Genomic DNA, 17,701 nt, shown 5'->3' with positions numbered 1-17,701 from the left:
GACAGCTGTTTTTTGAGCACTGTTTCACCCTGTACATCAACGCCGTGGATCTGGAAGACATTTTTTGCCAGATCGATACCAACTGTTGTCATCTTTATGGTGGACGCTCCCGTTATTAAATGGCTGTGTTGAATACACTGCCATTTTGGCACACTGATGCCGCTTAAATGGGGCGTCCATCCCATTATTTCCGGTAGCGAGAACGGTTTAGGGATGTGCCAAGTTAAAGATCCCTTTTGGCAATTTGATTGGTTTGAAAGGAATTTTTAAGAATGATGGAAGCTAAATTTTTTTCTTGGCGATAAATCCGGCTCTAGTCACATCGTTTTCAAACATATACTCATAAACCCCAAAAATATCTGTTTTACTTATTCCAGCCACATAGCCAGCTATGTGACTGGAAATAACTTCTTTGCCACAGAACAGAGCTGCAACTTATAATCTATTAATTACATAAAATAAAAAACTGATTCTGATCTAATAATTAGATGCAGATTATTGATGTTGGAATAAGTTAAAAGTTCCAATACCAGATAGAACAATAGGATATGTAATTAATATGTGATTTTGTTGTACGGAATATAAATCACCCAAATAAACGTTTCCTTTGAGAAGACGTAATATGATATTTCTTGGATAGATATAAAGTTGAATGTTTAATGGTGTATTTACAATGGAGTGAGGATATTTTACTACTCCGCCAAGGTGAATGTTATTAAAATTAAAGAGTGGAGTGTTATATCCGCCTTGAATATAACCATTGAAGTTAGTCTTTCTTCCTGCATTGGGTGCATGTCCAATGGTAGTGGAATGAGATGATATTTGGATAAAGGGAAAGCTGCCATATTGGTGATATGTGTTAATGTTGAAATATCCACTAACAAACTCTGTTTGATTCAAAACTGGACTGGTTAATGTGTCTGGTTTGACATTATCTGAAAACAGATGGGCCAGTTCGGGTTTTTCTTTTACAAGCGCTTCATAATGTGCAATTTCTTGTTCATACCTATTTTGAGATAGTTCAAATACATCTTGAGTTTCTTCATTGGAAGGTGTGAATAAATTTTCTGTATTCATGATGTTTTCCTTTTTGTTTAAATAAATTCGATTGCATAATGAATATATCAGAGAATTTGTTTTATAGTGATGAAACAGCCCTTTTTTAGTGATTAATATTTGTCAGTGAATGTTCTTTGAATATGAATTAACATTCTTTTATTTTTTATTAGAGATATGATTATTAAACATTAACTAATGCCGTAAAATAGCGATAAATACTATTTTGACTGTTTTTTTAACTGATTATTAAGTTGCTTTTTTACTGGATTTTTGTTCAAGTGGCCACATAAATAAATATGTGGCTGGAGATTCATTTTATTGCTTTTTTATAAACTTTATAGAAATATTATTCTATTATTTTTTAATTTATCGCACTAGCAATAGTATTTGTCAGTCTAGATAGTTGTTCGGGTTGAATAATATAAGGAGGCATCAAATAAATTAACCGTCCAAATGGCCTGATCCATACCCCATGTTTAACGAAATGACATTGCAATGAAGCAACATCAACGGGCTGTTTCATTTCAACAACACCTATAGCTCCCAAGACCCTAACATTTTTGACTGAATTATGTGGTTTGAGGGGAAGTAATTCAGCTTTCAATTGAGTTTCAATTGATTGAATACGTTGTTGCCACGGGCTATCTGAGAGTAATTTCAGGCTGGCATTGGCAACGGCACAAGCCAGGGGATTTCCCATAAAAGTCGGGCCATGCATAAAACAGCCTGCTTCACCTTGGCTAATAGTTTCAGCAACATGGCGGGTAGTCAGTGTTGCGGATAATGTCATATATCCCCCTGTTAATGCCTTACCCAAGCACAATATATCCGGCTCGATCTGTGCATGTTCACAGGCAAATAGCTTACCCGTTCGCCCAAATCCGGTAGCAATTTCGTCTACAATCAATAAGATCTGATATTCATTACAAAGTTGGCGGACTTGGCGTAGGTATTCAGAATGATAAATTCGCATCCCGCCAGCGCCCTGAACAATAGGTTCTAAAACGACAGCGGCAATTTCATCATGGTATTGCAACAATAATCGCTGCAAAGAATCGATATCTTCCGGTTGCCACTCATCACCAAACTGACATTGTGGAGCATCGGCAAACAGGTGATTGGGGAGATAGCCTTTATACAAATTATGCATGGAATTATCCGGATCGCAGACAGACATAGCTCCGAAAGTATCACCATGATAACCATGACGCAGTGTCAGAAAACGATGGCGTTTTTTCCCTTTGGCTTGCCAATATTGCAATGCCATTTTTAGGGCGACTTCTACTGCAACCGACCCAGAATCCGCCAAAAAAACACATTCCAAAGAATCAGGTGTCATTGCGACTAATTGTCTGCATAGTTCAACAGCAGGAAGATGAGTTATGCCGCCAAACATCACATGAGACATCTTATCGATCTGTGCCTTTGCCGCTTCATTGAGAACAGGATGATTATAACCGTGAATAGCAGCCCACCATGAAGACATGCCATCAATCAATTTTCGTCCGTCTGATAAAATCAGCTCCACACCTGTGGCTGATGCGACGGGATAGGTAGGAAGTGGATTAGTCATTGAGGTATAGGGATGCCAAATATGGCGCTGGTCAAATTCAAGATCTGAAGGAGTCATAATAACTTTGTTGTAAACCTTTTTGAGTTCATTTTGGTTGACATGATAACGGCGTTATTTAAACTGACAACATTTTTTCACATCGGAGATGTTATTGTGAGCGAGCGTCAACAATGGACAATTAAGCAGGCACAGGGCTTATTTGATAAACCTTTTTTTGAATTATTATTTCAGGCACAACAGGTACATCGCGAGCATTTTGATCCACAACAAGTACAGGTCAGTACACTGCTTTCGATAAAGACGGGAGCTTGCCCAGAAGACTGTAAATATTGCCCACAAAGTTCCCGCTACAAAACTGGTCTGGAAAAAGAGCGGTTGATGGAAGTGGAAAAAGTCATTGAATCAGCGCACAAAGCTAAAAATGCGGGCTCAACCCGTTTTTGCATGGGGGCAGCTTGGAAAAACCCGCATGAACGTGATATGCCGTATTTGGAAAAAATGGTCAAAGAAGTCAAAGAGCTGGGAATGGAAACTTGCATGACGTTGGGAATGCTGAATCAATCGCAGGCACGACGCTTGGCAGAGGCTGGTCTGGACTATTACAACCATAACTTAGACACCTCGCCAGAATTTTACGGCAATATCATCACTACGCGCAGTTATCAAGACAGGCTGAACACTTTGGATAATGTCCGAGATGCGGGCATCAAAGTTTGCTCGGGAGGTATCGTTGGTTTGGGAGAGCAAATTCGTGATCGTGCAGCGTTATTGGTGCAGTTGGCGAATTTACCTAAGCCGCCGGAAAGTGTACCGATTAATATGTTGGTGAAAGTAAAAGGAACGCCACTGGAAGACAATGAAGATGTCGATCCTTTTGACTTTATTCGTACCATTGCCGTGGCACGAATCATGATGCCAAAATCTCATGTCCGTTTATCCGCAGGACGTGAGCAGATGAATGAACAAACTCAGGCCATGTGTTTTATGGCAGGGGCTAATTCCATTTTCTATGGCTGTAAATTGCTGACCACACCAAACCCAGATGAAGATAAAGATCTGCAATTGTTCCGCCGTTTGGGCATCAATCCTCAACAGACAAGAACGGCATTTGGTGACAATCAGCAGCAGGAGCACTTGACTGAAGCCATTATTCATAATGCTGATAACGAACAATTCTATAATGCGGCAATATGATGAGCTGGTCAGACTCTCTCTCCCGACGTTTGGCCGAACGTCGAAGCACTTCACTATGGCGTAATAGGCAAGTCCATCAGGGATCTGATGGGCGTTTACTGTTCACTTCAGACGGCCAGTACCTTAATTTCTCCAGTAACGATTATCTTGGATTAAGCCGACATCCCCAGATTATTGCTGCCTGGCAGCAAGGTGCCGAACAATATGGTGTGGGCAGTGGAGGCTCAGGACATGTTACGGGTTACACCGTTGCACATAATATTCTGGAACAACAATTGGCGGAGTGGTTGGGATACTCTCGCGCCTTACTGTTCATTTCTGGCTATGCCGCTAATCAAGGTGTAATTGCGGCTTTGATGGAAAAAGAAGACCGCATTATTGCTGATCGCCTAAGCCATGCATCGTTGATGGAAGCCGCAATACACTCTCCGGCACAATGTCGGCGTTTTCTGCACAATAACATGGGATCTTTACAGCAACACTTAGCAAAAGCATATGCTGGTAAAACGCTGGTCGTAACGGAAGGTGTTTTCAGTATGGATGGAGATTGTGCTCCACTTGAAGCTATTGCGCAGCAAACGAAATCTACAGCGAGTTGGTTGATGGTGGATGATGCTCATGGCATCGGCATTCATGGTGATGAAGGACGTGGTAGTTGCTGGATGCAAAATGTTAAGCCGGAGATTTTGATTATTACTTTTGGTAAGGCATTTGGATTGAGTGGAGCCGCAGTTTTATGTGATGAGCAAACCGCAGAATACTTGCTCCAATATGCCAGGCACCTGATTTACAGTACTGCAATGCCACCTGCGCAGGCTGTGGCACTTTCTGAAGCAGTACAACAAATCAGAGCAGGGGATGAGCTGCGCGAGCGTTTGCAAAACAATATTCGTTACTTTCGCCGTGAAGTGCAGCAGCTGCCTTTTGTATTGATGAATTCAGAAACAGCTATTCAACCATTAATCATTGGTGACAATGAACTCTGTACCGCACTATCTCATGTGCTCAGGCAAAAAAAAGTGTGGGTCAAAGCGATACTTCCACCAACGGTTCCCCCTGATGGCGCCCGATTGCGTATTACGCTGACAGCAAATCATACACAGCATGATATTGATACATTACTGGAGGCGCTACATGGATCGGGTTGTTAAATCCGTTGACAAACAAGCGATTGCAGGCGCTTTTGGACGTGCGGCTTCCAAATATGACACTGTGGCTAAATTGCAACAGCAAACAGGTGAGTATTTGATGGCGTTGGCACAAGTGGAAAATATCGGTATGCGAGTATTGGATGCAGGGTGTGGAACCGGTTTTTTTAGTGCTCGCTGGAAACAGCAGGGCAAACAAGTTATTGCACTGGATCTGGCTTCCGGCATGTTGAGCCATGCCAAGGGACAGCAAGTCGCCGATTACTATCTGCAAGGGGATATTGAGCATTTGGGACTGGCAGATAACAGTGTAGATCTTTGTTTTAGCAATCTGGCGGTACAATGGTGCAATGATTTGCCATGTGCATTGCGGGAGTTTTATCGTGTTACTCGTCCCGGTGGCCTTATCGTATTTTCCACACTAGCGCAGGGTTCACTGAATGAATTGGAAGCAGCGTGGGAGCGCGTGGATGATTATCGGCATATCAATCAATTTCTGTCCTTAGGGACAATTACGCAAGCATGCCAACCCTATCGATATAAAGTCATTAACCGGGAATATCACCAGCACTACTCACAACTATTGCCCTTGCTGAACTCTCTAAAAAGGATCGGCGCAACACATCTTCATCATGGCCGCCAGCAGGGATTAATGACGAGAAAACGTCTAAATATTCTTGCTGAAGCATATCCTCGGAATAATGGGAATTACCCATTAAGCTATCAAATTGCTTTTGGAGTCATTTATTGTGACAAATAAATATTTTCTTACAGGAACCGATACTGAAGTAGGTAAAACAGTTGTTAGTTGTGCTTTACTGCAAGCTGCCAATAAAAAAGGATATCAGACTGCGGGTTACAAGCCCGTGGCATCGGGGAGTGAGATGACGGCTGAAGGGATACGTAATGGTGATGCACTGGCTTTACAACGTAATAGTGCAGTGTCATTAACTTACCAGGAGGTGAATCCTCTGGTATTTGTTGAACCTACATCGCCTCATATTGTGAGTGCGGAACTTAATCAACCAATAGATTTTTCCGTTTTATCAAAAGGATTGGGAACATTGGAAAAAAAATCTGATTGGGTTTTGATTGAGGGGGCTGGGGGATGGTATACACCACTATCGGACAATACGACTTTTGCTGATTGGGCGATTCAGGAGGATCTACCGGTAATTTTGACAGTCGGTGTCAAATTAGGTTGTATTAACCATGCAGTATTGACCGCGAAAGCTATTCAGTATGCTGGATTGAAACTGGTAGGTTGGGTCGCTAATGAAATTGAGCCGGCAGGCAAACATCAGGCGGCATATTTGGAGACTCTAAAGCGTATGATCCCTGCACCTTTATTGGGAATTATTCCTCATCTGAGTGAATCAGATGATAAAAATAATCTAGGCAAATATATTGCCATTGATTCATTGGTTAACTAATTATTTACTTTGAGCGAGTTAAAATTGGTGTCGAGAATGGTTGTTTAGTTGATTTTTCTTACATAAAAAATATTTTATTTCAACAAAGATTGATATATTTTTGAACAACGAATAGCGAAAATCAATTCTAAAACAGCATAAAATATTTCGTCATTGAAAAAATTTACAAACAAGAATAACTCCGCAATCGCCTATGCTTAATAGGTTTTGCTGGGTTATCCACTATTGTTGTGGATAACATTGTGTATTAGTTTTAGAAAAGTATCCTCGTGCAAGGCAATACGCGGTTTGCACAAGATTTGCTGCTATTCTCTACTTGTATTTTTTTTATGAAATAAATCAATCGGTTAAATAAAATCAATCCTTTTTTGTTCTCCTTTACTATTTAGAGCTTTATCATTTCCATTGCTAATACAAAAATAGGAAAAAGCAAGCTCATTATTTGGGGATAAAATAGCCATCATTAATGTTAATTAAAGGTTAATATCATAATGTGAATATCACATTACATAAATATGTTAATAAATTGTGTCTTATCTTTATAGAGTCTTTCTCAGATTTTCCTTCAAATAAAAATATATTTTATCAACTTGCTTGAAGCTGGTTTTTTATCCAGTATTATAAAAGAGTTTTGTCAATGTACGGATGGTGTGGGGAAAATGGGCAAAGAAACGAGCAAGGTATTCAAGTTACATTCTGATTTTAAGCCGGGAGGCGATCAGCCATCGGCCATCAGACAATTACAGGAAGGGCTAGAAGATGGATTAGCCCATCAGACGCTTTTGGGGGTAACGGGGTCAGGTAAAACTTTTACGATTGCGAATGTTATCGCAAATTTAAATCGTCCCACCATGCTCCTTGCCCCGAATAAGACATTGGCAGCACAGCTTTATAGCGAAATGAAAGAGTTCTTTCCTGAGAATGCCGTGGAATATTTTGTTTCTTATTACGATTATTACCAGCCAGAAGCCTATGTGCCCAGCTCTGATACCTTTATTGAAAAAGACGCTTCAGTAAATGAACATATTGAGCAGATGCGCTTGTCTGCAACGAAAGCCTTGCTGGAACGCCGTGATGTTGTTGTGGTGGCTTCTGTCTCTGCAATTTATGGTTTAGGTGATCCTGATAGCTATTTGAAAATGATGCTTCACCTGACTGATGGCATGTTAATTGACCAGCGTGCTATCTTGCGTCGCTTGGCAGAACTGCAATATACTCGTAATGATCAGGCATTCCAGCGCGGAACATTTCGGGTACGTGGTGAAGTGATTGATATTTTCCCTGCAGAATCGAATGAACATGCTTTGCGCGTGGAATTGTTCGACGATGAAGTTGAGCGTCTTTCCTTGTTTGATCCGCTGACGGGACAGGTACAGTACAATGTCCCGCGCTATACCATCTATCCCAAAACTCACTATGTTACACCGCGTGAACGTATTCTTCAGGCGATGGAAGAGATCAAAATTGAGTTGGTACAACGGCGCAAGGTTTTGTTGGCATCAGACAAATTATTGGAAGAACAGCGCATTACCCAGCGAACACAATTCGATCTCGAAATGATGAATGAATTGGGTTACTGCTCCGGCATTGAAAACTACTCCCGCTATCTATCTGGTCGTTCCGAAGGTGAGCCACCTCCAACGCTGTTTGATTATCTTCCGGCAAATGGTTTGCTGGTGGTGGATGAATCCCACGTAACCATTCCACAGATTGGAGGAATGTACCGAGGGGATCGCTCCCGTAAGGAAACATTAGTGGAATACGGTTTCCGCTTGCCGTCTGCGCTGGATAACCGCCCATTGCGGTTTGAGGAGTTTGAGGCATTGGCACCACAGACCATTTATATTTCAGCCACACCTGGTCACTATGAATTAGAAAAATCTGGCAATGAAGTTGTTGAACAAGTTGTACGTCCGACGGGGCTAATTGACCCAGAAGTTGAAGTTCGTCCAGTAGCAACTCAAGTGGATGATTTACTGTCTGAAATCCGTATTTGTGCGGCAAAAAATGAGCGAGTGTTGGTAACGACCTTAACCAAACGGATGGCGGAAGACTTGACAGAATACTTGGAAGAGCATGGCGAGCGAGTACGTTATCTCCATTCCGACATTGATACCGTTGAACGGGTGGAAATTATCCGTGATCTTCGTCTCGGTGAATTTGATGTTTTGGTTGGCATTAACTTATTGCGTGAAGGTTTGGATATGCCGGAAGTTTCCCTCGTGGCAATTTTAGATGCAGATAAAGAGGGCTTTCTTCGTTCAGAACGATCTCTAATCCAGACTATCGGTCGTGCAGCACGTAACCTGTATGGTAAAGCAATTTTATATGGCGACAAAATCACGAATTCTATGGCTAAGGCTATTGGGGAAACAGAGCGCCGTCGTGCCAAACAACAGGCATTTAACACAGAGCACGGTATTGTACCTCAAGGGTTGAACAAAAAAATCGGTGATATCCTGAAAATTGGTCAACCCGTTAATGGTAAAGGAAAAATCAAAGGAAAAAGTAAAGTTGCCTTGGGTACGGATGATTACCACAATTTATCGGCCAAAGAGCTAGAGAGCAAAATCCGTGAGTTGGAAGAAAAAATGTACCAACGTGCACGGGATCTTGAGTTTGAAAAAGCGGCCAGCATTCGTGATCAGGTTCAGGCATTGCGGGCACAATTTATCGTTAATTCCTGATTGCCGCCAATTTTCGAGAGTTATGTCTAAGGCAGAATAGTAGCCTAAAGTAATGATAGAGAGTGAACGATTTCACTCTCTATTTCCGTCTATTAGCTAACCCAATTTTTGCAGGGTGTGTTCAATTGCTTGGCGCAGTAACTCACGATCATGGCGGTAAGGGATATCCTGTGCTTCCAAAACTTGTTGTGTCACAATCCGATCACCGAAAGGACTGATATTTGTACATGGGCCGACAATAAGCGCATTAATCATCTTGCGACCAATCTTACTCTCCATGATTTCGATTTTATCTTGTAACGATAGCTTAGCAGCCGCATGGCTAAGTTCTTTCCCTAAGTTACCGATATAAATCATATTAGCGTTACTGCGTCGCAGGGATTGCGTTAAATCTTCCAATAACAACAATGGCATTAGACTGGTGAAAAAACTACCGGGGCCGATCAGAATCAAATCTGCTTGCTCAATGGCATCCAATGCTTCTTTAGTGGCGTTGACGCGAGGGTAAAGCGATAGCTCCTGTGGTATACAATTGAGCTGATCGACATTAACTTCGCCATACACGGTATTGCCTTGATCATCAATCGCCATTAAATCAACCGATTGTTCCGACATTGGAATCAACTGTGCATTGACTTTCAACAGATTACGGATCAAGTTAATCGCTTCAAGGGGTCGGACACTTAAATGATCCAGTGCTTTCAACATCAAATTGCCCAAATTATGCCCGGATAATTCGCCATTGCCACTGAATCGATATTCAAACATGGTAGAAGCAATCGTGGGTTCCGTGATTAGCTGATTGAGGCAATTACGCATATCTCCCCATGCTATTCCGCCTTCTGAACGTCGTATTCTACCGGTTGAACCCCCATTATCAGTTGTCGTTACAACTCCTGTCAGGCGGGTTCCGAGGGAAGAAAGGGAAGACATAACGCGTCCGAGTCCATGGCCGCCGCCGAGGGCGACAACGCGATCCAAATCAGCTAATGTGCGATTTCGCATAGGATTCCTGTTACTGGCTAATTACTGGCTAAACGTAGGATTTAATAAAGCTTATCTAATTTATCATAAAATATGATGCTTTCAGAAATTGATGTTATTTTGTGCAGATTTTTTACCTGATATGATCGCGCAACAGTTTGGAAATACCGTAATAATCTGGTGTCATTGTGAATGGGATACTACATTGATATGATGCTCTGGCCGTGGCTCCTGAGTCACCAGGATGCAAGGTAGAAATACCGGCATCTCCCGTACTTGGAAGGTGTTATTGTGGAACAACTTGTAGATGCATTCTTACGCAAGTTCTATTACTTGAGATTATCTATTACCGATGTGTGTAACTTTCGTTGCGCATATTGCCTGCCTGATGGATATCGGCCTCATGGTCATAAATCATTTCTTTCTTTGCCAGAAATTCGTCGTGTTAGCCGGGCATTTGCTGAACTTGGCACAGAAAAAATCCGCCTAACGGGGGGAGAACCCACTATGCGCCGTGATTTTTGCGACATTATCGCAGCGGTTCATGAAAATCCGCAAATCAAAAAAATTGCTGTTACAACTAACGGCTACCGTATGGAGCGGGATGTGTCCCAATGGAAATCGGCTGGCCTGACAGCTATTAACGTAAGCGTTGATAGTTTGGATCCCCGGCAATTTTACGCCATTACCGGACAGAATAAATTTTTCCAGATTATGCGTGGCATTGATGCAGCTTTTGAGGCGGGATTTAACACAGTAAAAGTTAATGCAGTGTTGATGAAAAATGTAAATGATATCAACCTGTCAGCTTTTCTTGATTGGATTAAATACCGTTCTATCCAGTTGCGTTTTATTGAACTGATGGAGACTGGGGAGAGTAGTGACATTTTTCATCAGCATCATGTTTCTGGGGAAGTGATTCGTCGCAAATTGTTGCAACAAGGTTGGCAGCAGCAGCAGCGTGAGCGTAGCGATGGGCCGGCTCAAGTTTTCCATCATCCCGATTATCAGGGGGAAATTGGCCTCATCATGCCGTATGAAAAAGATTTTTGCCAAAGCTGCAACCGCCTGAGGGTATCCGCGATTGGCAATCTTCATTTGTGCTTGTTTGGTGAACAGGGCATTCCATTGCGTGATTTATTATCTGATGACGCAGCACTCGATGCTTTGAAACTACGTATTCAAGGTGGGTTGCGTCATAAACGTGAGACTCACTTTTTACATCAGGGTGACAGTGGTATCACCCAGAATCTTTCTTTTATTGGTGGTTAACCTAACTGCAAGATTCATTTTCAGGAGCAATTTTTTAGGAGCAAAGAATGTCTCAATTAACCCATATCAATACTGCGGGTGAAGCCCATATGGTGGATATTTCTGCCAAATTGGAAACTGTGCGTGAAGCACGGGCAGAAGCATTTGTTGAAATGCAGGCTGAAACTTTGGCCATGATTATTGCTGGAGATCACCATAAAGGAGATGTTTTTGCTACTGCCCGTATTGCAGGTATTCTGGCGGCAAAGCGGACTTGGGAATTGATTCCGCTTTGCCATCCGCTGCTACTCAACAAAGTAGACGTTCAGCTGGAAGCACAAACAGAACATAATCGTGTCAGAATTGAATCTTGTTGCCGTTTGACCGGAAAAACAGGAGTGGAGATGGAAGCTTTGACAGCGGCATCGGTAGCAGCTTTGACAATTTATGACATGTGTAAAGCCGTGCAAAAAGACATGGTCATCGGGTCTGTGCGTTTATTGGAAAAAAGCGGTGGCAAATCAGGGAATTTTAAGGTGGAAGCATGATAAAGGTACTGTTTTTTGCTCAAGTTAGAGAATTGGTGGGAACGGATTCTCTTGAACTACCGAATGATTTCCCAACTGTAGCGCATCTTCGTCATGCACTGATTGAAAAAGGTGAAAGATGGGCGCTGGCATTAGAAGAAGGCAAATTGCTGTCTGCCGTGAACCAATCTTTTGTTCATACTGAACATGCCTTAAATGACGGTGATGAAGTAGCGTTTTTCCCACCTGTAACGGGGGGATAAAAATGGAAAATACGCAGATCCACGTTCAACGGGAGGCATTCAATGTTGGTGAAGAATATCAATGGCTTTCGCAATGTGATGAAGATGGCGCTGTCGTGACCTTCACGGGTAAAGTTCGTAATCATAACTTAGGAGATAACGTTAAGGCACTGACATTGGAACATTATTCTGGCATGACAGAAAAGATGTTACAGAAAATTATTGATGAAGCGCGCCAACGTTGGCCTTTGCAACGAGTCAGTATTATCCACCGCATTGGTGAACTTTACCCAGGGGATGAGATTGTATTTGTTGGCGTTACCAGTTCTCACCGTAATATGGCTTTTATGGCGGCTGAATTCATCATGGATTATCTGAAAACCAAAGCGCCATTTTGGAAAAAAGAATCTCTTGCGGAAGGAGAGCGTTGGGTAGAAACGAGGCAGAGTGATCAGGATGCGGTAAATCGCTGGCAATGATTACTGGTAATAATATCCTGAAACTGTGTCCGGTGGCTCATTCTGTGAATTATCTCGAAAACTGGTCAGGTAAATAATATACCAATGAAATAGCCATTAATTGGCAGATGGTTTTATTAATGTTCTATGCTAATGTATATCTCTCTGTGTGGGTTGTTTTTTTAAACAGCCTTAATCCTTAAATACTGTCATAAAAAGGTAATCATCATGGACCGATATCAACGTTCTAATGATTCGATTGTCCAGAAAACTGGTTCTGGTATACAAACTTACATGGCACAAGTCTATGGTTGGATGACTTGTGGCTTGCTGTTAACAGCATTTGTTGCATGGTATGTAGCAAATACCCCTGAAATTTTATCTGCCATTATTTTGAACAAAGTTGTTTTCTATGGCTTGGTTATTGCCCAGCTTGCGCTAGTGTTCGTGCTATCTGGTTTGGTTCATAAAATGAGTGGAGCACTGGCGACAGGGTTGTTTATGCTGTACTCCATGCTGACGGGATTGACACTTTCCGTTATCTTTGTAGCTTATACCAGCAGTTCTATTGCCAGCACTTTCGTCATTTCAGCGGGGATGTTTGGTGCACTGAGCGTTTATGGTTATACCACCAAGCGTAGTCTGAGCGGTCTGGGTAGCTTCTTGTTTATGGGGCTAATCGGTATTGTTCTGGCTTCTTTGTTAAACATCTGGCTGAAAAGCCCTGCATTGATGTGGGTAATCACTTATATCGGTGTTGTGATTTTTGCAGGCCTGACTGCATACGATACCCAAAAACTGAAAGAAATGGGTGCAGAACTGGATGTGAATGATAAAGAGAACTTTCGCAGATATTCTATTACTGGCGCACTGACTCTGTATCTGGACTTCATTAACCTGTTCTTGATGTTGTTACGTATTCTGGGTGATCGTCGATAATTGCTAATATATCAAATTGTTTTTTTTATATAAAAACCCTGCATTGGCAGGGGTTTTAGTTGGAAATAAAAATTTCATTTTCTGAAAAAAGGAAAAATTGAGTAAGAGAGCCAATATCTACCAATATTCGCTCTCTTTCCTATTATTGAGGTTTTATATTTTGGAGCTATTATTACGCAATTTTACTGCGGAATAGCCGATAAGCAATCCCACCAGTTGTTACAGTAATTACTAATAAGGGCCATAAATTCGGCCAAATAACCGATAGATCCGCCCCTTTTAAATAAATCTGCTTGGTGATATCAGTAAAATGCCGGATTGGGTTAATCCACGTGATGTTCTGTAACCAAACAGGCATGTTTTCAACCGGAGAGATATATCCAGAAAGCAAAATGGCGGGCATCATAAACACAAATACACCGATAAATGCCTGTTGCTGAGTGGAACAAACCGCAGAAATCAGCAAACCGAAACCCACCAGAGATAGCCCATAAATCAACATGCAACCATAAAATAACAGTAATGAACCAGCGAAAGGAATTTGATAGAATAACGTTCCAATCAGCAAAACAATGCTGGCTTGCATAGTTGCGACAACCAACGCTGGGATGGCTTTTCCGAGGAAAATTTGCCAAGTTGCCAGCGGAGAAACCAGCAATTGATCCAGCGTTCCTTGTTCCCGCTCACGTGCGACTGACAATGCTGTTACTATCAGGACGCCAATAGTGGTAATCATGGCAACCAGAGATGGTACGACAAACCACTTATAATCCAGGTTGGCGTTATACCAGTTACGGATAATTAACTCACTGTTATTGAAATTAGGGGTATTTCCCAATAGCTGTTTCTGGTAATCCATCACAATTTGTTGAATATAGTTGGCAGCAATTTGGGCACTGTTTGAATTACGTCCATCCAGCAAAACTTGAATTGAAGTTGGTGTTTGATTGGCGATACTTGCGCTGAAATTCTGTGGAAAACGCACCAGCAGTAGTGCCTTACGGTTATCCAATGTGGGGCGGATTTCTTGCGAGCTGGTTAGCAAGATAACATCAGGAAATGCTTTAGACTTTGCCAGTCGTTGGGTTAATTCAATTGATGCCTGTCCTTTGTCTTCATTATAAATGGCGATGGCGGCGTTTTTGACCTCCAGCGTTGCTGCCCACGGAAACAGGATCATTTGTATAATCACGGTCAAAATCAAAATATTCCGCGTTTGCGGTTCTCTCAGAAGAGACTGCAACTCTTTCATGATAAGTGTATACAGACGATAAAACATGCTCTTTCCTTTTTAATCCAGATGTCGGCGGGTTTTCCACGCGGTCAGACCAATGAAGACGATGGAACTGGCAATCAGCAAAAGCAGATTTGTAATCAACACAGTGCCAATGTTTCCAGCCAGAAAGAGCGTCTGTAGGCTACTAACAAAGTAACGGGCAGGTATAACATAAGTCGAAGCCTGAATAAGCACAGGCATACTGTCTATTTCGAAAACAAAACCAGACAACATAATGGCAGGCAAAAAAGCCGCATTAAGCGAAATCATCGCTGCATTGAACTGATTACGTGTCAGGGTAGAAATCAGTAAACCCATGCCCAAGGCAGTGGCGAGATAAAGGCTGGAGACCAGCGCCAATATCCAAAGCGAACCACGATAGGGAACGTTCAGCACAAAAACCGTGAATATCATGCAAAGTACCATGACAAAAGAACCCAGCATTTGATAGGGCAATAATTTTGCGAGCAGTAATTCGGTTCGGGTGACCTGAGTTGAGAGTAGTGCTTCCATCGTTCCGCGTTCCCATTCACGGGCGACCACGAGTGAGGTTAGAATTGCGCCTACCACTGTCATAATAATTGAAACGGCACCGGGAATAAGAAAATGTCGGCTAATGGCAGCAGGGTTAAACCAATAGCGAATTTCTGTATCAATCAAAGGCGTGGTTGATACACCACGATTTTGCCCTCGTTGTTGTAACCAGATTTGCCAGATGCCTTTGGTATAACCCTGAACAAAATTGGCTGTGTTGGGTTCACTGCCATCGGTAATAACCTGAATAGGAGCGTGGCCGTCTATGCGGGCAAGCTGAGCATCAAAATTGACCGGGATTACGATAATGCCACGGATTTGGTTTTCCTGCATTTTTTTGATGAGAAGCTGGCGGTTGTCGCTGATAGTGGCATCAATATAGGGCGAACCTGTAAATACATGCACTAATTCACGGGCATCTTCGCTCTGTTGCTCCATTAAAATACCGAGGCGAAGTTTGCTGGAATCAAGGTTAATGCCATAACCAAAAATAAACAGCAACATCAAAGGGATAACCACTGCAATCAAAGCACTGCTGGGATCACGGATAATCTGTTTAGTTTCCTTGATGCAGAGTGCTTTCAACCGACGCCATGAGAAACGGGCTGCTTTCTGATGTATTGCATGTTTAAGTGTCGTATGTTCATGATGACTCATTGTGGCTCCTTATCGTAATTCACCACGAGATCGATAAAAGCATCTTCCATGGAGGGATTAGGAAGCTCATCCGTGGCGACCAGCTTTTTCAGCTCATCAGGTGTCCCTGCTGCAATCAATTTGCCTCGGAATACCAGCCCGATACGATCACAATATTCTGCTTCATCCATAAAGTGGGTTGTTACCATCACTGTTACCCCTTTATCCACCATGCCATTGATATGCAACCAGAATTCACGGCGGGTAAGCGGGTCAACGCCCGAAGTGGGTTCATCCAAAAACAGAATGTCAGGCTCATGCATTAATGCGCAGGAAAGGGCAAGTCGTTGCTTAAATCCGAGCGGAAGGCTATTAGTCTTTTGATATAAGATTGATTCGAGGTTGAAGGCACGGATCATGCCAGACATTTTTTCTTTTTGATGGCGACCTTTCAGGCCATAAACACCGGAGAAAAATTTAAGATTCTGCTCAACAGTCAAGTTGCCATAAAGCGAGAATTTCTGAGCCATATAACCAAGACGTTGGCGAGCTTTGCCTGAACCGGTTTTTAAATCCATATCCAAAACCAGTGCCTTGCCTGACGTGGGGATCATCAAACCACACATCATTTTGAAGGTAGTCGATTTTCCAGCGCCATTCGGCCCCAATAAGCCGAAAATTTCTCCCCGCTTCACCTGAAAATCTACATGATCAGTGGCAGCAAAATCGCCAAATTTTTTAGTCAGGCTACAAGCTTCTATCACGGTTTCTGTCGGATTTGGCGGGATTTGTGGCATGATTTCAGCCAATTCGGAGCGATGAGAGGGATCGCCACCCAATAAATCGATAAATGCATCTTCAAAACGTGGTTCGGCATCAAAGATATTGGCTTCAGGTAGTCCTATTTGTTGGAGTAAGTCGTTTTTATCCGCCTCTTCTTTTAAGATCAGACGAACATATTTCCCCTGAATTACACCATCAGTAACTTGTGGCAAGGTAAGGGCATGTTGCAGCATCTTGCGGCGAGCGCCTTGTTTAACATCAAGCAAAAAAGATCGGCCTGCAATACCTTGCGTTAAATCTTGTGGTTGACCGCGATAGAGCAGTTTCCCCCGATTCATGAGCAAAACATCACGACATAACTCGGCTTCATCCAGATAAGAAGTACTCCAAAGAATCAGCATACCGTCGGAAGCGAGTTCATGTACCATTTGCCATAACTCACGACGGGCAATGGGATCAACGCCTACGCCCGGTTCATCCAGCAGCAAAATTTTCGGGCTGCCCAATAATGTACAAGCAAGCCCCAGTTTTTGTTTCATGCCACCGGATAGTTTTCCCGCCAACCGTTCGGTAAAGTGGGTTAAGTCCGTGAAGGTCAGTAATTTTTGAAATGTTGTTTTGCGTTTCTCGCCAAGTACACCCCGGAGATCGGCATATAAAGTCAGATTTTCCATTACGGTTAAATCTTCATACAAGCCAAATTTCTGCGGCATATAGCCGAGTTCAGCACGTACTTGAATACTGTCTTTGATGGGATCGAGCCCCATGATTTCAATATTGCCGCTATCAGGTTTCAATAATCCGGCTAACATTCTTATCAGCGTGGTTTTTCCAGCGCCATCTGGGCCGACAAGACCTGTCACTGATCCGCCCTGAATTTCTGCCTGGAGATGAGATACAGCAGGAATCTCCAAACCTGGAAAATTTTTCTCCACGCCGTTCAGTTTTATCATATAAGCTGAACTGGTCATGTTATT

At 42.5% G+C, this 17,701-nt stretch carries 16 protein-coding genes, 1 pseudogene and 1 riboswitch; of the genes and pseudogenes, 10 read left to right on the top strand and 7 right to left on the bottom strand.

Annotated features, from left to right (window positions below):
* The 3 genes and pseudogenes from BM135_RS17560 to bioA all read right to left on the bottom strand — a co-directional run.
* Positions 1–185 (bottom strand): annotated as a pseudogene (locus BM135_RS17560) (hypothetical protein); the annotation flags it as partial.
* Positions 186–495: 310 nt separating this feature from the next.
* Positions 496–1,077, bottom strand: a complete 582-nt coding sequence (locus BM135_RS13755; protein ID WP_092520504.1) for a hypothetical protein — start codon at positions 1,075–1,077, stop codon at positions 496–498.
* Positions 1,078–1,420: 343 nt separating this feature from the next.
* On the bottom strand, positions 1,421–2,689 hold the full coding sequence (gene bioA, locus BM135_RS13750) for an adenosylmethionine--8-amino-7-oxononanoate transaminase (protein ID WP_092520502.1): 1,269 nt from the start codon (positions 2,687–2,689) through the stop codon (positions 1,421–1,423).
* A 96-nt stretch (positions 2,690–2,785) separates the two neighbouring features.
* Here bioA and bioB point away from each other — a divergent pair, with 96 nt between their 5' ends.
* The 5 genes from bioB (at position 2,786) to uvrB (ending at position 9,094) form a co-directional block, all read left to right on the top strand.
* Positions 2,786–3,826: a biotin synthase BioB gene (bioB, locus tag BM135_RS13745; protein WP_092520506.1), complete on the top strand. Its 1,041-nt coding sequence runs from the start codon at positions 2,786–2,788 to the stop codon at positions 3,824–3,826.
* On the top strand, positions 3,826–4,977 hold the full coding sequence (gene bioF / locus BM135_RS13740; RefSeq protein WP_092520500.1) for an 8-amino-7-oxononanoate synthase: 1,152 nt from the start codon (positions 3,826–3,828) through the stop codon (positions 4,975–4,977). Before bioB ends, bioF begins: the two co-directional genes overlap by 1 nt.
* The gene (bioC, locus tag BM135_RS13735; protein ID WP_092520498.1) at positions 4,961–5,734 is read left to right on the top strand and encodes a malonyl-ACP O-methyltransferase BioC; all 774 of its coding nucleotides are present in this window, start codon (positions 4,961–4,963) and stop codon (positions 5,732–5,734) included. The genes bioF and bioC overlap by 17 nt, the downstream gene beginning before the upstream one ends.
* Positions 5,724–6,407: a dethiobiotin synthase gene (gene bioD / locus BM135_RS13730; RefSeq protein WP_092520496.1), complete on the top strand. Its 684-nt coding sequence runs from the start codon at positions 5,724–5,726 to the stop codon at positions 6,405–6,407. The genes bioC and bioD overlap by 11 nt, the downstream gene beginning before the upstream one ends.
* Before the next feature lie 659 nt (positions 6,408–7,066).
* Positions 7,067–9,094, top strand: a complete 2,028-nt coding sequence (gene uvrB, locus BM135_RS13725; RefSeq protein WP_092520494.1) for an excinuclease ABC subunit UvrB — start codon at positions 7,067–7,069, stop codon at positions 9,092–9,094.
* A 96-nt stretch (positions 9,095–9,190) separates the two neighbouring features.
* Here the strand turns inward: uvrB and yvcK are convergent, their stop codons facing one another.
* On the bottom strand, positions 9,191–10,099 hold the full coding sequence (gene yvcK, locus BM135_RS13720; RefSeq protein WP_092520492.1) for a uridine diphosphate-N-acetylglucosamine-binding protein YvcK: 909 nt from the start codon (positions 10,097–10,099) through the stop codon (positions 9,191–9,193).
* Between the two features lie 132 nt (positions 10,100–10,231).
* Positions 10,232–10,380: riboswitch (molybdenum cofactor riboswitch) on the top strand.
* Here yvcK and moaA point away from each other — a divergent pair.
* From moaA to BM135_RS13695, 5 genes are all read left to right on the top strand, one after another.
* A complete protein-coding gene (gene moaA, locus BM135_RS13715) occupies positions 10,370–11,350 on the top strand; it encodes a GTP 3',8-cyclase MoaA (protein WP_092520490.1) in 981 nt (326 codons plus the stop codon). (Overlaps the previous riboswitch by 11 nt.)
* A gap of 47 nt (positions 11,351–11,397) precedes the next feature.
* On the top strand, positions 11,398–11,877 hold the full coding sequence (gene moaC, locus BM135_RS13710; protein ID WP_092520488.1) for a cyclic pyranopterin monophosphate synthase MoaC: 480 nt from the start codon (positions 11,398–11,400) through the stop codon (positions 11,875–11,877).
* Positions 11,874–12,119, top strand: coding sequence for a molybdopterin synthase sulfur carrier subunit (moaD, locus tag BM135_RS13705; protein WP_092520486.1), 246 nt, complete (start codon positions 11,874–11,876; stop codon positions 12,117–12,119). The genes moaC and moaD overlap by 4 nt, the downstream gene beginning before the upstream one ends.
* 2 nt (positions 12,120–12,121) lie before the next feature.
* Positions 12,122–12,577: a molybdopterin synthase catalytic subunit MoaE gene (moaE, locus tag BM135_RS13700; protein ID WP_092520485.1), complete on the top strand. Its 456-nt coding sequence runs from the start codon at positions 12,122–12,124 to the stop codon at positions 12,575–12,577.
* Positions 12,578–12,784: 207 nt separating this feature from the next.
* The gene (locus tag BM135_RS13695; protein WP_092520484.1) at positions 12,785–13,495 is read left to right on the top strand and encodes a Bax inhibitor-1/YccA family protein; all 711 of its coding nucleotides are present in this window, start codon (positions 12,785–12,787) and stop codon (positions 13,493–13,495) included.
* Between the two features lie 172 nt (positions 13,496–13,667).
* On the opposite strand, the gene BM135_RS13690 is transcribed toward BM135_RS13695, so the two are convergent.
* Genes BM135_RS13690 through BM135_RS13680 form a run of 3 tightly spaced genes read right to left on the bottom strand, consistent with a single transcriptional unit; the run spans position 13,668 to position 17,695 of the window.
* Positions 13,668–14,774: an ABC transporter permease gene (locus BM135_RS13690; RefSeq protein WP_092520482.1), complete on the bottom strand. Its 1,107-nt coding sequence runs from the start codon at positions 14,772–14,774 to the stop codon at positions 13,668–13,670.
* 12 nt (positions 14,775–14,786) lie between these two features.
* Entirely contained in the window at positions 14,787–15,962 is a 1,176-nt protein-coding gene (locus BM135_RS13685) for an ABC transporter permease (RefSeq protein ID WP_092520480.1), read from the bottom strand.
* Positions 15,959–17,695: an ATP-binding cassette domain-containing protein gene (locus BM135_RS13680; protein WP_092520478.1), complete on the bottom strand. Its 1,737-nt coding sequence runs from the start codon at positions 17,693–17,695 to the stop codon at positions 15,959–15,961. The genes BM135_RS13685 and BM135_RS13680 overlap by 4 nt, the downstream gene beginning before the upstream one ends.
* Positions 17,696–17,701: the final 6 nt, after the last annotated feature.

Origin of the sequence: Xenorhabdus japonica, from assembly GCF_900115195.1 — a bacterium.
GTDB lineage: Bacteria > Pseudomonadota > Gammaproteobacteria > Enterobacterales > Enterobacteriaceae > Xenorhabdus > Xenorhabdus japonica.
This window is presented reverse-complemented; position numbering and strand designations above follow the sequence as displayed.

Bases quoted from the DNA above. Each gene is read 5' to 3' on its own strand.
- BM135_RS13680 (WP_092520478.1), bottom strand. From the start codon at position 17,695: ATGACCAGTTCAGCTTATATGATAAAACTGAACGGCGTGGAGAAAAAT.
- yvcK (WP_092520492.1), bottom strand. From the start codon at position 10,099: ATGCGAAATCGCACATTAGCTGATTTGGATCGCGTTGTCGCCCTCGGC.
- moaE (WP_092520485.1), top strand. From the start codon at position 12,122: ATGGAAAATACGCAGATCCACGTTCAACGGGAGGCATTCAATGTTGGT.
- bioF (WP_092520500.1), top strand. From the start codon at position 3,826: ATGAGCTGGTCAGACTCTCTCTCCCGACGTTTGGCCGAACGTCGAAGC.
- uvrB (WP_092520494.1), top strand. From the start codon at position 7,067: ATGGGCAAAGAAACGAGCAAGGTATTCAAGTTACATTCTGATTTTAAG.
- moaC (WP_092520488.1), top strand. From the start codon at position 11,398: ATGTCTCAATTAACCCATATCAATACTGCGGGTGAAGCCCATATGGTG.
- BM135_RS13685 (WP_092520480.1), bottom strand. From the start codon at position 15,962: ATGAGTCATCATGAACATACGACACTTAAACATGCAATACATCAGAAA.
- bioC (WP_092520498.1), top strand. From the start codon at position 4,961: ATGGATCGGGTTGTTAAATCCGTTGACAAACAAGCGATTGCAGGCGCT.
- bioA (WP_092520502.1), bottom strand. From the start codon at position 2,689: ATGACTCCTTCAGATCTTGAATTTGACCAGCGCCATATTTGGCATCCC.
- BM135_RS13695 (WP_092520484.1), top strand. From the start codon at position 12,785: ATGGACCGATATCAACGTTCTAATGATTCGATTGTCCAGAAAACTGGT.
- moaD (WP_092520486.1), top strand. From the start codon at position 11,874: ATGATAAAGGTACTGTTTTTTGCTCAAGTTAGAGAATTGGTGGGAACG.
- BM135_RS13690 (WP_092520482.1), bottom strand. From the start codon at position 14,774: ATGTTTTATCGTCTGTATACACTTATCATGAAAGAGTTGCAGTCTCTT.
- BM135_RS13755 (WP_092520504.1), bottom strand. From the start codon at position 1,077: ATGAATACAGAAAATTTATTCACACCTTCCAATGAAGAAACTCAAGAT.